Raw genomic sequence first — 15,666 nt, 5'->3', positions numbered from 1 at the left:
TTGGTAACGATCGTACCGGTTCGATTCCGGTCCTCGGCATAATATAATGAGCACCCTTAGCTCAACTGGATAGAGTACCTGACTACGAATCAGGCGGTTAGAGGTTCGACTCCTCTAGGGTGCATTTTTCTATTTAACTCGGGAAGTAGCTCAGCTTGGTAGAGTACTTGGTTTGGGACCAAGGTGTCGCAGGTTCGAATCCTGTCTTCCCGATACATTACAGAGATACGTAAGCGTATCTTTTTTTATTTAACTAGATATTATATACATTAAGAGAGAATCAGTTTGCTTCTCTCTTTTTAATTTCAGTAATTCATTTTGATCGCGTATACTTTTTTGTTTCCTGATTTGTTCAATGAATACAGTAGTTTAGGTACATAAATTAAAATTTAACAGATTGTATAATTCTTACAAACTTTTAAGAAAGTAATTGAAGAGTTTTTTTGCTCCGCCTATAATATATGTGTTTTGTGCGATAAAAATTTCCGCTCTTTTGATTTTAAATAAGTATTGGTTTTCAATATAGTGTGAATTGGGTTTGATATTTCTTTTAAGGAAGCTGCCTTAGATTTTTCTACTTGTGTTTTATTGTATAGTGTATCTTGCTTGTTTTGAACAGAATCTTTTATGACATTTGTCATATTTCCTTGTGACAGAAGCATCTAGCTCCGCTAACTTCAAAAGACTATAATTGAAGTATGAAAGGGAGGAAGAAAAAATGAAACATAAAGTAATTGTCGCAATGAGTTTAGTAGCAGCAGGAGTCATGACTTATCTCATGTTCTCAGGATTGGATGAAGGTTTCTATCATTTTCCTTGGGAGCTATTTGCAGGATTTGGAATGATGTCCTGGCTTATCCGAGAAGGTTTGAAATTAGTCTCAGATGTGAAAAAGGAGTTTGAAAAATGAAAAAAGCGTTTCTCTATCTTTTTATTGGACTATCACTAGTGGTATGGTTGGTAGAAATGTTTACAGGTTGGTTTGATCAAGCCTTCCTTCACCAAGCCATTCGCGGTGCCTGGGGTCTAGGATTTATGATTTTTATCGCCTTTCCGATGGGAAAGGAGTGGCTGAAAGGAGAATATGATGAACATGATTAAGGTAGAAAGCCTAAATAAAAACATCAAGGGCAAGGCTATTTTGAAGGATATTTCCTTTGAGGTAACAGAAGGTGAATGCGTCGCCTTGATTGGTCCCAATGGTGCTGGGAAGACCACACTCTTGGACTGTTTGCTTGGAGATAAACTGGTCACAAGCGGTCAAGTATCCATCCAAGGCTTGCCAGTGACGAGTTCTCAGTTAGACTACACAAGATCCTATCTCCCTCAAGAAAATGTCATCGTTCAGAAATTAAAGGTCAAAGAGTTGATTGCTTTCTTTCAAAGTATTTATCCAAATCCCTTGAGCAACCAGGAGATCGATCAACTATTGCAGTTTGACAAGCAACAAAAAGAGCAATTTGCAGAAAAATTGTCAGGTGGGCAAAAGCGTCTCTTCTCTTTTGTCTTGACCTTGATTGGGCGACCAAAGCTTGTCTTTTTAGATGAACCGACTGCTGCCATGGATACCTCTACCCGTCAACGTTTTTGGGAAATTGTTCAGGACCTAAAAGCGCAGGGAGTCACTATTCTCTATTCGTCCCATTATATCGAAGAGGTAGAGCATACAGCTGACCGGATTTTGGTCTTGAATAAGGGAGAGTTGATTCGTGATACGACGCCTCTAGCCATGCGTAGTGAGGAGATTGAAAAGCATTTTATCCTTCCTTTGGCTTACAAGGAAGTCGTTGAGCAGTCAAACTTGGTTGACAACTGGGCACAAAAACAGGATGCTCTACAAGTAGTCACACGAGAGGCAAATGCTTTCTGGCAACTGTTAGTTCAAGCAGGATGTAGCATACAAGAAATTGAAGTTAATAACCGCAGTTTGCTGGATACAATCTTTGAAGAAACACAAAAGGGAGATGACTAAGATGAAACGATGGATCGCATTAAATAAGATAGAATTTCTATTGACCAAACGGCAATCAGTCTATTATCTATTATCCGTAGGAATGCCGACAGCCTTCTATTTATTCTTTTCAGGCATGTACCAGAACACACCTGGTGGACCAGCTAATTTTATGCGTGATTACCTCATCTCCATGACAGCCTTTTCCATGATGTCGACAGCTATCTTCTCATTCCCAGTTGTTTTACATACCGATAAAATCAACAACTGGCAGAAAACATTACGTCATAGCCCTGTAAATATGGTAGAATATTATCTATCAAAGATAACAAGTATGCTGGTTGATTATTTGGCTTCAATCTTGGTGGTTTTCTCAGTTGGGCACTTTGTAAGAGGTGTGGACATGTCTCTTGGAAATTGGATTGGGGCGGCGCTCTTGCTGATTTTGGGAAGTATTGCATTTGTAGCACTTGGCTTGACCTTGACACTCTTGCCTTCTAGTCAGCTGATGTCTGTCGTGGGTAATCTTCTTTACTTTGGCTTGGCTGTTTTAGGCGGACTCTGGATGCCCGTCTCTTTATTTCCAGACTGGATGCAAGCAATCGGGAAGCGTCTACCAAGCTATCAGTTGATGGAATTGATCAAGACATTCTTAAATGAGGGTGGCATCAATCTATCAGCCACAGTTTATCTACTTGTTTTTTCAGCAATTTTGTTTGGTTTGACCATTTACCTTCAAGGTCATAAGGAGAATACTTAATGCTTGAAAGACTGAAAAGCATACATTATATGTTCTGGGTCAGTTTAATTTTTATGATTTTCCCCATCCTACCTGTAGTGACTGGGTGGCTTTCTGCCTGGCATTTATTGATTGATATTCTATTTGTAGTGGCGTATTTGGGTATTTTAACAACTAAGAGCCAGCGCCTATCTTGGCTTTTCTGGGGGATCATGCTGACTTATGTAGTTGGGAATACTGCCTTTGTTGCTGTTAATTATATCTGGTTTTTCTTTTTCCTATCCAATCTCTTAAGTTATCATTTCAGCTTAGGTGGTTTAAAGTCTTTACATGTCTGGACTTTTCTTCTTGCTCAAGTCCTTGTTGTGGGCCAACTGTTGATTTTTCAGAGAATCGAAGTTGAGTTTCTATTCTATCTACTTGTAATTCTTGCTTTTGTCGATTTAATGACTTTTGGTTTGGTTCGGATTAGGATTGTGGAGGATTTGAAAGAAGCTCAGGCTAAGCAAAATGCCCAGATAAATCTATTGCTTGCTGAAAATGAACGTAGTCGTATCGGTCAAGATTTGCATGATAGTCTGGGACACACTTTTGCTATGCTCAGTGTCAAGACAGATTTAGCCTTGCAGTTATTTCAAATACAGGCTTATCCACAGGTGGAAAAGGAATTAAGAGAAATACAGCAGATAAGCAAGGATTCCATGAATGAAGTACGAACCATCGTGGAAAATCTGAAGTCACGGACCTTAGCTTCAGAACTTGAAACTGTCAAAAAGATGCTAGAAATTGCTGGCATTGAGGTTCAAGTTGACAATCAGTTGGACAAGGCTAGCTTGACCCAGGATATGGAGTCCACGGCTGCTATGATTTTGTTAGAATTGGCAACCAATATCATCAAGCATGCTAAAGCGTCTAAAGCTTACTTAAGATTAGATCGGACAGAGAAAGAACTACTTTTAATAGTAAGAGATGATGGTTGTGGTTTTACTTCTATAAAAGGGAATGAGCTCCATACAGTTCGAGATCGTGTCCTTCCATTTTCGGGAGAGGTAAATGTGATTAGTCAAAAACAACCGACAGAAGTTCAGGTTCGACTAGCTTATAAGGAGAGAATGTAGATGAAAGTATTAGTCGCAGAAGATCAAAGTATGTTGCGAGATGCTATGTGTCAATTGCTCACGCTTCAATCGGACGTGGAGTCTGTCCTTCAAGCCAAGAATGGGCAAGAAGCAATCCAGCTATTAGAAAAGGAATCAGTAGATATCGCCATCCTTGACGTAGAAATGCCTGTTAAGACAGGTCTTGAAGTTTTGGAGTGGATACGAGCAGAAAATTTAGAAACAAAGGTGGTTGTGGTGACGACCTTCAAGCGCCCTGGTTACTTTGAACGTGCAGTCAAGGCTGGAGTAGATGCTTATGTATTAAAAGAAAGAAGCATTGCAGACCTCATGCATACCTTGCACACTGTCCTCGAAGGAGGCAAGGAGTATTCGCCTGAATTGATGGAAGTGGTGATGACGCATCCCAATCCATTAACAGAGCAAGAAATCGCAGTTTTAAAGGGAATCGCTCAGGGCTTCTCTAACCAAGAAATTGCAGACAAACTTTATCTATCCAACGGAACAGTCCGAAACTATGTCACCAATATTCTTTCAAAACTAGATGCAGGTAATCGAACAGAGGCAGCTAATATCGCGAAAGAATCTGGTTGGTTGTGATACTATCATAACTCGAAAACCATTATGTGCTAAAATTGATGGGATTGAATGGAACAATACTAACTTTAGGAGGGTGGGATTCCTCCTTTTTCTTTTTTGGGGGAGCACTACAAAAGAGCTAAAATGGTAACTTCTAAAACTAACTTCCAGTTTCCCACAACCTAGCTTTTAGTATACGAAAAACGCGTGAAAAACGCGTGAAAAACGCGTGAAAAATCAGTGGAAATCCGTCTTAGACTAACTTCCGCTGGTTTTCTTTTTCTTGATATATAAGGGTTCAAAAGCGAAAAGACACAGAAAAAAGTGCACGACAAATAGCCCTAAAACAGAGTCGTCTTAGAGTAACTTCCAGTTGCTAGCGTTTAGTTTGAGACTTTTCGATGGTGATAAGATGTGTAGTTAGAGGGGAAAATTCCCTTTATTTCAATAAATCAAGTGATAAGTGTGTGTCTTCTGGTTTGACAAATTGGCAACCCAGAAGAGCGGCGATGTCCTCGCCAAAGGTGAAGGTGAAGACGTCGTAAGCAGATTTTCCTTGAAACTCTTCTCGTTTCAAGGAATTGACATGGGAAATGACTAGATTGACGTCTTTCTGAGTCAGCTGGTCAAAGGAAGTGCTCTTGGGAAGAATGGCTCGCAAAACTGTATGGTTCTTCTCAATTCGCCCCTTCTGGTCAGGACGGCTAGGGTCGCAGAAGTAGAGGTGAGACTTCCCATCAATGTCTCGCTCAAGCTCTTCCACATAGGAGAACTCAGATCCGTTGTCCGTGAGAATGACAGGGAACTGCTGATGGAACGCAACCCCTCCGTCCATGACTCTTTCTTTCAAAGCTGCGAATTTAGTGGTGACCTCCAGAGCGGTCTTGTTGTCCAAAAGCAAGGCGAAGAGGAAGTTGCAGAAGGAAACGTTGAAGGTGAGCAGTAGCTTTCCACCAGGTCTGCCGATGACCGTGTCCATTTCCAACCATTTGAAGAAATCATCTGTTTCTCGTAACTCTTGGAAATCTTGGTAGGTCCGCCCAATTTTTAGCTCTTTGGGAATAGCTACTTTTCTGGATTTTCTGCGTTCCTTGAACTTGACCATCCGAGGAAAATCAATGGGCTTGGCTGTCAGATATCCCAGCTTGGCATGCCGATACACCGTAGCTTTCGACACAGGTAGGTTATGTGTCTGAATGATATGGTAGATGCTTTGTTTCTTCTGGATGCCTTGGGTTAAGACCTTATCCATCTGATAAAAACTTTCCTTGTTTAGGGGGATGCCCTGTCTGGATTCCCTCAACATAGTCTCGTACTGTTCCTGCGCCTTTTTCGCGTAGTAAAGATAGCGGTTAAACCCACAATCCGTCCTCTTTTTTTGACAGTTGTTACAGACATAAGGAGCTTTTTTGAGAAGAGGGCAATCCGTGCAATCAGATTTGACGGATGTTGGATGCGTGATGCGATTGCGCTTGATTTCCTTTGAAATCGTTGATGGGTCTTTTCCCATCTTCTCAGCGATGGAACGGAAAGTCTCTTGTTGGCTGATTCCGGTTTGGATGTCAATCCGGTCTTCTAGAGTGAGATGTTTTTGTTTTTTTGTCATGAGGTGCCTCCTCACGAAAAGTCTCAGACTTAATTCTAGCATAATTCGTCGTCTGAGAGTAAATTCCAGTTTCCCACAACCTAGCTTTTAGTATAAGAAAAACGCGTGAAAAATCAGTGGAAATCCGTCTTAGACTAACTTCCGCTGGTTTTCTTTTTCTTGATATATAAGGGTTCAAAAGCGAAAAGACTCAGAAAAAAGTGTACGACAAATAGCCTTAAAACAGAGTCGTCTTAGAGTAACTTCCAGTTGCTAGCATTTAGTGTGAGACTTTTCGATGGTGATAAGATGTGTAGTTAGAGGGGAAAATTCCCTTTATTTCAATAAATCAGGTGATAAGTGTGTGTCTTCTGGTTTGACAAATTGGCACCCCAGAAGAGCAGCGATGTCCTCGCCAAAGTTGAAGGTGAAGACGTCGTAAGCAGATTTTCCTTGAAACTCTTCTCGTTTCAAGGAATTGACATGGGAAATGACTAGATTGACGTCTTTCTGAGTCAGCTGGTCAAAGGAAGTGCCCTTGGGAAGAATGGCTCGCAAAACTGTATGGTTCTTCTCAATCCGCCCCTTCTGGTCAGGACGGCTAGGGTCGCAGAAGTAGAGGTGAGACTTCCCATCAATGTCTCGCTCAAGCTCCTCCACATAGGAGAACTCAGATCCGTTGTCCGTGAGAATGACAGGGAACAGCTGATGGAACGCAACCCCTCCGTCCATGACTCTTTCTTTCAAAGCTGCGAATTTAGTGGCGACCTCCAGAGCGGTCTTGTTGTTCAAAAGCAAGGCGAAGAGGAAGTTGCAGAAGGAAACGTTGAAGGTGAGTAGCACCTTTCCACCAGGTCTGCCGATGACCGTGTCCATTTCCAACCATTTGAAGAAATCATCTGTTTCTCGTAACTCTTGGAAATCTTGGTAGGTTCGCCCAATTTTTAGCTCTTTGGGAATAGCTACTTTTCTGGATTTTCTGCGTTCCTTGAACTTGACCATCCGAGGAAAATCAATGGGCTTGGCTGTCAGATATCCCAGCTTGGCATGCCGATACACCGTAGCTTTCGACACAGGTAGGTTATGTGTCTGAATGATATGGTAGATGCTTTGTTTCTTCTGGATGCCTTGGGTTAAGACCTTATCCATCTGATAAAAACTTTCCTTGTTTAGGGGGATGCCCTGTCTGGATTCCCTCAACATAGTCTCGTACTGTTCCTGTGCCTTTTTCGCGTAGTAAAGATAGCGGTTAAACCCACAATCCTTCCTCTTTTTTGGACAGTTGTTACAGACATAAGGAGCTTTTTTGAGAAGAGGGCAATCCGTGCAATCAGATTTGACGGATATTGGATGCATGATGCGATTGCGCTTGATTTACTTTGAAATCGTTGACGGGTCTTTTCCCATCTTCTCAGCGATGGAACGGAAAGTTTCTTGTTGACCGATTCAAGTTTGGATGTCAATACGGTCTTCTAGAGTGAGATGTTTTTGTTTTTTCGGCATGAGGTACCTCCTCACGAAAAGTCTCAGACTTAATTCTAGCATAATTCGTCGTCTGAGAGTAACTTCCAGTTTTGGGAGAGAGATGGAAGTTACTTTGAGAAGTTACGGAGGAGCTAAAATTAACGATAAAAAAGAAAAATATCTTGACAAGCAAGGAAAAATTTTGTTACAATAATAGACGGTACTTTTTACTTTTGGTCTCTCAAGAGTGTACAGGGACGTGCTGACAAATGTTGCAAAAGTACACACAGATGATAGCTGTCACCAAGTGTATCATCACCAAAAATAAAAAAACACAGGAGAATGTAGATGCCTACAATTAACCAATTGGTTCGCAAACCGCGTAAATCAAAAGTAGAAAAATCTAAATCACCAGCTTTGAACGTTGGTTATAACAGTCATAAAAAAGTTCAAACAAACGTTTCTTCACCACAAAAACGTGGTGTTGCAACTCGTGTTGGAACAATGACACCTAAAAAACCTAACTCAGCCCTTCGTAAATTCGCTCGTGTACGTTTGAGCAACCTTATCGAAGTTACTGCCTACATCCCAGGTATCGGACACAACTTGCAAGAGCACAGCGTGGTGCTTCTTCGTGGTGGACGTGTAAAAGACCTTCCAGGGGTACGTTACCATATCGTCCGTGGTGCACTTGATACTGCAGGTGTTAACGATCGTAAACAAGGCCGTTCTAAATACGGTACTAAACGTCCAAAAGCATAAGGAAAGGGGATAAAGAGAAATGAGTCGTAAAAATAGAGCTCCAAAACGTGACGTATTGCCAGATCCGCTTTACAATTCACAACTAGTTACTCGTCTTATCAACCGCGTTATGCTTGATGGTAAACGTGGTACAGCTGCTTCAATCGTTTACGGTGCCTTTGAACAAATCAAAGAAGCTACTGGAAACGATGCACTTGAAGTATTTGAAACAGCTATGGAAAACATCATGCCTGTACTTGAAGTACGTGCACGTCGTGTTGGTGGTTCTAACTACCAAGTCCCAGTTGAAGTTCGTCCAGAACGTCGTACAACACTTGGACTTCGTTGGTTGGTAACAATCGCTCGTCTTCGTGGTGAACACACAATGCAAGACCGTCTTGCAAAAGAAATCTTGGACGCTGCTAACAATACTGGTGCAGCTGTTAAGAAACGTGAAGACACTCACCGTATGGCTGAAGCTAACCGTGCATTCGCACACTTCCGTTGGTAATATAGGATGCGAAAGCGTTAAGAAAGTCCCAGAGAAAATAGGGAATCGAAGCAGGTTGCGATTGCAACCAATGAGATTCATCATTTTCTCCAGACTTTTAGCTTGAGCTCAACTAGATCATGATGCTAGGAACGGTAAGGATGCAAGGTGAAAATAGGAAACTGACGCAGTATTCGACGAATACAAGGAAGTTTATCTTTTTCACACAGCATCCCGTTCCGGCTCAAATCGGCTAATTAACTTTAGCCCGAGTTCAATTCAACTTGTAAATCTACAAGTTGAAACCAACAATAGCATGAAAACATTGAGAACGGGTAGGTCCTGCCTATCCGTTTTTATTAAAATCGTGTTATAATAGAATAGAAATCAAAAATAAATAGGAGAAACAAACCTCATGGCACGCGAATTTTCACTTGAAAAAACTCGTAATATCGGTATCATGGCTCACGTCGATGCTGGTAAAACAACAACTACTGAGCGTATTCTTTACTACACTGGTAAAATCCACAAAATCGGTGAAACTCACGAAGGTGCGTCACAAATGGACTGGATGGAGCAAGAGCAAGAGCGTGGTATCACTATCACATCTGCTGCGACAACAGCTCAATGGAACAACCACCGCGTAAACATCATCGACACACCAGGACACGTGGACTTCACAATCGAAGTACAACGCTCTCTTCGTGTATTGGATGGTGCGGTTACCGTTCTTGACTCACAATCAGGTGTTGAGCCTCAAACTGAAACAGTTTGGCGTCAAGCAACTGAGTATGGAGTTCCACGTATCGTATTTGCCAACAAAATGGACAAAATCGGTGCTGACTTCCTTTACTCTGTAAGCACACTTCACGATCGTCTTCAAGCAAATGCACACCCAATCCAATTGCCAATCGGTTCTGAAGATGACTTCCGTGGTATCATCGACTTGATCAAGATGAAAGCTGAAATCTATACGAATGACCTTGGTACAGATATCCTTGAAGAAGACATCCCAGCTGAATACCTTGACCAAGCTCAAGAATACCGTGAAAAATTGATCGAAGCAGTTGCTGAAACTGACGAAGAATTGATGATGAAATACCTCGAAGGTGAAGAAATCACTAACGAAGAATTGAAAGCTGGTATCCGTAAAGCGACTATCAACGTTGAATTTTTCCCAGTATTGTGTGGTTCTGCCTTCAAGAACAAAGGTGTTCAATTGATGCTTGATGCGGTTATTGACTACCTTCCAAGCCCACTTGATATTCCAGCGATCAAAGGTGTTAACCCAGATACAGACGAAGAAGAAACTCGTCCAGCATCTGACGAAGAGCCATTTGCAGCTCTTGCCTTCAAGATCATGACTGACCCATTTGTAGGTCGTTTGACATTCTTCCGTGTTTACTCAGGTGTTCTTCAATCAGGTTCATACGTATTGAACACTTCTAAAGGTAAACGTGAACGTATCGGACGTATCCTTCAAATGCACGCTAACAGCCGTCAAGAAATTGACACTGTTTACTCAGGTGATATCGCTGCTGCTGTTGGTTTGAAAGATACTACAACTGGTGACTCATTGACAGATGAAAAAGCTAAAATCATCCTTGAATCAATCAACGTTCCAGAACCAGTTATCCAATTGATGGTTGAGCCTAAATCTAAAGCTGACCAAGACAAGATGGGTATCGCTCTTCAAAAATTGGCTGAAGAAGATCCAACATTCCGCGTTGAAACAAACGTTGAAACTGGTGAAACAGTTATCTCAGGTATGGGTGAACTTCACCTTGACGTCCTTGTTGACCGTATGCGTCGTGAGTTCAAAGTTGAAGCGAACGTAGGTGCTCCTCAAGTATCTTACCGTGAAACATTCCGCGCTTCTACTCAAGCACGTGGATTCTTCAAACGTCAGTCTGGTGGTAAAGGTCAATTCGGTGATGTATGGATTGAATTTACTCCAAACGAAGAAGGTAAAGGATTCGAATTCGAAAACGCAATCGTCGGTGGTGTGGTTCCTCGTGAATTTATCCCAGCGGTTGAAAAAGGTTTGGTAGAATCTATGGCTAACGGTGTTCTTGCAGGCTACCCAATGGTTGACGTTAAAGCTAAGCTTTACGATGGTTCATACCACGATGTCGACTCATCTGAAACTGCCTTCAAGATCGCGGCTTCACTTGCCCTTAAAGAAGCTGCTAAATCAGCACAACCAGCTATCCTTGAGCCAATGATGCTTGTAACAATCACTGTTCCAGAAGAAAACCTTGGTGATGTTATGGGGCACGTAACTGCTCGTCGTGGACGTGTAGATGGTATGGAAGCACACGGTAACAGCCAAATCGTTCGTGCTTACGTTCCACTTGCTGAAATGTTCGGTTACGCAACAGTTCTTCGTTCTGCATCTCAAGGACGTGGTACATTCATGATGGTATTTGACCACTACGAAGATGTACCTAAGTCAGTACAAGAAGAAATCATTAAGAAAAACAAAGGTGAAGACTAATCTGTCCTCACTCTAGAAGGAAGTCACTTAGTGGCTTCCTTTTGTCTTTAGAAATTACCTCTAAATATGGTAAAATAGTAGGAGAATAATGTGAGGAAAATGAATGTCAAACAGTTTTGAAATTTTGATGAATCAACTGGGGATGCCTTCTGAAATGAGACAGGCTCCTGCTTTAGCACAGGCTGATATTGAGCGAGTTGTGGTTCATAAAATTAGTAAGGTATGGGAGTTTCATTTCGTATTTTCTAATATTTTACCGATTGAAATCTTTTTAGAATTAAAGAAAGGTTTGAGCGAAGAATTTTCTAAGACAGGAAATAAAGCTGTTTTCGAAATCAAGGCTCTGTCTCAAGAATTTTCAAATCAACTCTTGCAGGCCTATTATAGAGAGGCTTTTTCTGAGGGGCCATGTGCTAGTCAAGGTTTTAAGTCACTTTATCAAAATTTGCAAGTTCGTGCGGAGGGGAACCAACTCTTTATTGAAGGTTCCGAGGCGATTGATAAGGAACACTTTAAGAAGAATCATCTTCCTAATTTAGCTAAACAACTTGAAAAGTTTGGTTTTCCAACTTTTAATTGTCAAGTTGAGAAGAATGATATCCTGACCCAAGAGCAGGAAGAGGCATTTCATGCTGAAAATAAGCAGATTGTTCAAGCGGCCAATGAGGAAGCTCTCCGTGCTATGGAACAACTGGAACAGATGGCACCTCCTCCAGCGGAAGAGAAACCAGCCTTTGATTTTCAAACGAAAAAAGCTGCAGCTAAACCCAAGCTGGATAAGGCAGAGATTACTCCTATGATCGAAGTGACGACTGAGGAAAATCGTCTGGTCTTTGAAGGGCTTGTTTTTGATGTAGAGCAAAAAGTGACCAGAACAGGGCGTGTTTTAATCAATTTTAAAATGACGGACTATACTTCAAGTTTTTCTATGCAAAAGTGGGTTAAGAACGAAGAAGAGGCTCAGAAGTTTGACCTAATTAAGAAGAATTCTTGGCTCCGAGTGCGTGGGAATGTAGAGATGAATAACTTCACACGCGATTTGACTATGAACGTGCAGGATGTGCAGGAAGTTGTTCACTATGAGCGCAAGGATTTGATGCCAGAAGGTGAGCGTCGGGTTGAGTTTCACGCTCATACTAACATGTCGACCATGGATGCTCTGCCAGAGGTTGAAGAAATCGTTGCGACAGCTGCTAAATGGGGACACAAGGCGGTTGCCATCACAGACCATGGGAATGTCCAGTCCTTCCCACACGGCTATAAGGCGGCCAAGAAAGCGGGAATCCAGCTAATCTATGGAATGGAAGCCAATATCGTGGAGGACCGTGTCCCTATCGTCTATAACGAAGTGGAGATGGACTTGTCGGAAGCGACCTACGTGGTCTTTGACGTGGAAACGACGGGGCTTTCAGCTATCTATAATGACTTGATTCAGGTTGCGGCTTCTAAGATGTACAAGGGGAATGTCATTGCTGAATTCGATGAATTTATTAACCCTGGGCATCCCTTGTCAGCTTTTACTACTGAGTTGACTGGAATTACAGATGACCATGTCAAAAATGCCAAACCACTAGAACAAGTTTTACAGGAATTCCAAGAATTTTGCAAGGATACAGTCTTAGTTGCCCACAATGCGACCTTTGACGTTGGTTTTATGAATGCCAACTATGAGCGTTACGGTCTGCCTAAAATTAGTCAGCCAGTTATTGATACGCTGGAGTTTGCTAGAAACCTCTATCCTGAGTATAAACGTCATGGTTTGGGACCGTTGACCAAGCGTTTTGGTGTGGCTCTAGAACATCATCACATGGCCAACTACGATGCGGAAGCTACTGGTCGTCTGCTCTTTATTTTTATCAAAGAAGTAGCAGAAAAACATGGTGTGACCGATCTAGCTAGACTTAACATTGATTTGATTAGTCCAGATTCTTATAAAAAAGCTCGGATCAAACATGCGACGATTTATGTTAAGAATCAAGTGGGGCTGAAGAATATCTTTAAACTGGTTTCCTTGTCTAATACCAAGTATTTTGAAGGGGTGCCACGGATTCCGAGAACGGTTTTAGATGCCCATCGGGAGGGTTTGATTTTAGGATCAGCTTGCTCTGAGGGTGAAGTTTTTGATGCGGTCGTTTCCCAAGGTGTGGATGCGGCGGTTGAGGTGGCCAAGTATTATGACTTTATCGAGGTCATGCCACCAGCTATTTATGCGCCATTGATTGCCAAGGAGCAAGTCAAGGATATGGAGGAACTCCAGACTATTATTAAGAGTTTGATAGAAGTGGGGGACCGCCTTGGCAAACCTGTTCTGGCTACCGGCAATGTTCACTATATCGAACCGGAAGAAGAGATTTACCGTGAAATTATCGTCCGTAGTTTGGGCCAGGGGGCTATAATTAACCGAACCATCGGTCATGGGGAACATGCTCAACCAGCACCACTTCCAAAGGCTCATTTTAGAACGACTAATGAGATGTTGGATGAATTTGCCTTCTTGGGAGAGGAACTGGCTCGTAAATTGGTTATTGAAAACACCAATGCCTTGGCAGAAATCTTTGAACCCGTTGAGGTTGTTAAGGGTGATCTCTATACACCTTTTATTGACAAGGCTGAAGAAACGGTTGCTGAGTTGACCTATAAGAAAGCTTTTGAAATTTATGGAAATCCGCTACCAGATATTGTTGATTTGCGGATTGAAAAAGAATTAACGTCTATTCTGGGGAATGGATTTGCCGTGATTTATCTGGCTTCTCAGATGCTAGTGCAACGTTCCAATGAGCGGGGTTACTTGGTGGGTTCTCGTGGGTCTGTTGGCTCCAGTTTCGTTGCGACCATGATTGGGATTACAGAGGTCAATCCTCTCTCTCCTCACTATGTCTGTGGTCAGTGTCAGTATAGTGAGTTTATCACAGATGGTTCTTACGGTTCTGGATTTGATATGCCCAATAAGGACTGTCCTAAATGTGGTCACAAACTCAGTAAAAATGGGCAAGATATTCCTTTCGAGACCTTCCTTGGTTTTGATGGGGACAAGGTTCCCGATATTGACTTGAACTTTTCGGGAGAAGACCAACCTAGTGCCCATTTGGATGTGCGTGATATCTTTGGTGAGGAATATGCTTTCCGTGCAGGAACGGTTGGTACGGTGGCTGCCAAGACCGCTTATGGTTTTGTCAAGGGCTATGAGCGAGACTATGGGAAGTTTTATCGTGATGCAGAGGTAGAACGCCTCGCTCAAGGTGCGGCTGGTGTTAAGCGGACAACAGGACAACACCCGGGGGGAATCGTTGTTATTCCGAACTACATGGATGTCTATGATTTCACACCTGTCCAGTATCCAGCGGATGACGTGACGGCTGAATGGCAGACAACTCACTTTAACTTCCATGATATCGATGAGAATGTCCTCAAGCTTGATGTACTGGGACACGATGATCCAACAATGATTCGGAAACTTCAGGACTTGTCTGGTATTGACCCTAATGAAATTCCTATGGATGACGAAGGCGTGATGGCTCTCTTTTCTGGGACTGATGTGTTAGGGGTGACACCTGAGCAAATCGGAACGCCTACGGGCATGCTGGGGATTCCAGAGTTTGGAACAAATTTCGTACGTGGAATGGTCGATGAAACCCATCCGACGACTTTTGCGGAGTTGCTTCAGCTTTCAGGTCTATCCCACGGTACCGATGTTTGGTTGGGTAATGCTCAAGATCTGATTAAGCAAGGAATAGCAGACCTATCGACTGTTATCGGTTGTCGGGACGACATCATGGTTTACCTCATGCATGCTGGTCTCGAACCTAAGATGGCCTTTACCATCATGGAACGAGTACGTAAGGGCTTGTGGCTAAAGATTTCCGAAGAGGAGCGAAATGGCTATATTGAAGCCATGAAGGCCAATAAGGTGCCAGAGTGGTATATCGAGTCCTGTGGGAAAATTAAGTACATGTTCCCGAAAGCCCATGCGGCAGCCTATGTTATGATGGCCTTACGTGTAGCCTACTTCAAGGTTCACCATCCGATTTATTATTACTGTGCTTACTTCTCTATCCGCGCCAAGGCCTTTGATATCAAGACTATGGGGGCGGGCTTGGATGCCATCAAGCGCAGAATGGAAGAAATCTCTGAAAAACGGAAGAACAATGACGCCTCTAATGTGGAAATCGATCTCTATACAACTCTTGAGATTGTCAATGAGATGTGGGAGCGTGGTTTCAAGTTTGGGAAACTCGATCTCTACCGTAGTCAGGCGACAGAGTTCCTCATCGATGGGGATACCCTCATTCCGCCATTTGTAGCAATGGATGGTCTGGGAGAGAACGTTGCCAAGCAGTTAGTGCGAGCGCGTGAAGAGGGAGAATTCCTCTCTAAAACAGAATTGCGCAAGCGTGGTGGGCTCTCATCAACATTGGTTGAAAAGATGGATGAGATGGGGATTCTCGGCAATATGCCAGAGGATAACCAGCTCAGTTTGTTTGATGAGTTGTTTTAAAAAAATT

The 15,666-nt window shown here is 42.5% G+C and carries 11 protein-coding genes, 3 tRNA genes and 1 pseudogene (1 of these 15 running past the window's edge); 13 read left to right on the top strand and 2 right to left on the bottom strand.

Features of this window, described 5'->3' with window-relative positions; translation table 11 throughout:
• The 9 genes from ACAM22_RS08625 to ACAM22_RS08585 form a co-directional block, all read left to right on the top strand.
• Positions 1-39: transfer RNA gene (locus ACAM22_RS08625), tRNA-Leu, on the top strand; it begins 47 nt to the left of the window's first position.
• 11 nt (positions 40-50) lie between these two features.
• Positions 51-124 (top strand) — tRNA-Arg (locus tag ACAM22_RS08620).
• Between the two features lie 15 nt (positions 125-139).
• Positions 140-213: transfer RNA gene (locus ACAM22_RS08615), tRNA-Pro, on the top strand.
• A gap of 505 nt (positions 214-718) precedes the next feature.
• Positions 719-910: a hypothetical protein gene (locus ACAM22_RS08610; RefSeq protein ID WP_000681201.1), complete on the top strand. Its 192-nt coding sequence runs from the start codon at positions 719-721 to the stop codon at positions 908-910.
• Positions 907-1,101, top strand: a complete 195-nt coding sequence (locus tag ACAM22_RS08605; RefSeq protein ID WP_219967532.1) for a hypothetical protein — start codon at positions 907-909, stop codon at positions 1,099-1,101. Before ACAM22_RS08610 ends, ACAM22_RS08605 begins: the two co-directional genes overlap by 4 nt.
• Entirely contained in the window at positions 1,088-1,972 is an 885-nt protein-coding gene (locus tag ACAM22_RS08600) for an ABC transporter ATP-binding protein (RefSeq protein WP_265472273.1), read from the top strand. The genes ACAM22_RS08605 and ACAM22_RS08600 overlap by 14 nt, the downstream gene beginning before the upstream one ends.
• Before the next feature lies 1 nt (position 1,973).
• Positions 1,974-2,711: an ABC transporter permease gene (locus tag ACAM22_RS08595; protein ID WP_261054132.1), complete on the top strand. Its 738-nt coding sequence runs from the start codon at positions 1,974-1,976 to the stop codon at positions 2,709-2,711.
• Positions 2,711-3,808: a sensor histidine kinase gene (locus ACAM22_RS08590; RefSeq protein ID WP_261054130.1), complete on the top strand. Its 1,098-nt coding sequence runs from the start codon at positions 2,711-2,713 to the stop codon at positions 3,806-3,808. Before ACAM22_RS08595 ends, ACAM22_RS08590 begins: the two co-directional genes overlap by 1 nt.
• Positions 3,809-4,408, top strand: coding sequence for a response regulator transcription factor (locus ACAM22_RS08585; protein ID WP_261054128.1), 600 nt, complete (start codon positions 3,809-3,811; stop codon positions 4,406-4,408).
• A gap of 418 nt (positions 4,409-4,826) precedes the next feature.
• Here ACAM22_RS08585 and ACAM22_RS08580 read toward each other — a convergent pair whose 3' ends face one another.
• Both ACAM22_RS08580 and ACAM22_RS08575 read right to left on the bottom strand, forming a co-directional pair.
• The gene (locus ACAM22_RS08580; RefSeq protein ID WP_369606686.1) at positions 4,827-5,993 is read right to left on the bottom strand and encodes an IS30 family transposase; all 1,167 of its coding nucleotides are present in this window, start codon (positions 5,991-5,993) and stop codon (positions 4,827-4,829) included.
• Positions 5,994-6,308: 315 nt separating this feature from the next.
• Positions 6,309-7,418: pseudogene (locus tag ACAM22_RS08575) on the bottom strand (IS30 family transposase).
• A 366-nt stretch (positions 7,419-7,784) separates the two neighbouring features.
• Here ACAM22_RS08575 and rpsL point away from each other — a divergent pair.
• From rpsL to ACAM22_RS08555, 4 genes are all read left to right on the top strand, one after another.
• Positions 7,785-8,198 carry a 30S ribosomal protein S12 gene (gene rpsL, locus ACAM22_RS08570; RefSeq protein WP_001142332.1) on the top strand — a complete coding sequence of 138 codons (414 nt, stop codon included), beginning with the start codon at positions 7,785-7,787 and terminating at the stop codon, positions 8,196-8,198.
• 19 nt (positions 8,199-8,217) lie between these two features.
• Positions 8,218-8,688, top strand: coding sequence for a 30S ribosomal protein S7 (gene rpsG, locus ACAM22_RS08565; RefSeq protein WP_000087873.1), 471 nt, complete (start codon positions 8,218-8,220; stop codon positions 8,686-8,688).
• Between the two features lie 394 nt (positions 8,689-9,082).
• Positions 9,083-11,164: an elongation factor G gene (gene fusA / locus ACAM22_RS08560; RefSeq protein WP_000090350.1), complete on the top strand. Its 2,082-nt coding sequence runs from the start codon at positions 9,083-9,085 to the stop codon at positions 11,162-11,164.
• A gap of 103 nt (positions 11,165-11,267) precedes the next feature.
• Positions 11,268-15,659 carry a PolC-type DNA polymerase III gene (locus ACAM22_RS08555; protein ID WP_369606685.1) on the top strand — a complete coding sequence of 1,464 codons (4,392 nt, stop codon included), beginning with the start codon at positions 11,268-11,270 and terminating at the stop codon, positions 15,657-15,659.
• Positions 15,660-15,666: the final 7 nt, after the last annotated feature.

It is taken from the genome of Streptococcus sp. SN-1 (assembly GCF_041154385.1).
Lineage (GTDB): Bacteria > Bacillota > Bacilli > Lactobacillales > Streptococcaceae > Streptococcus > Streptococcus mitis_CT.
Note: the sequence above shows the minus strand (reverse complement) of the source record. Positions and strands in the feature narration are given on the sequence as shown.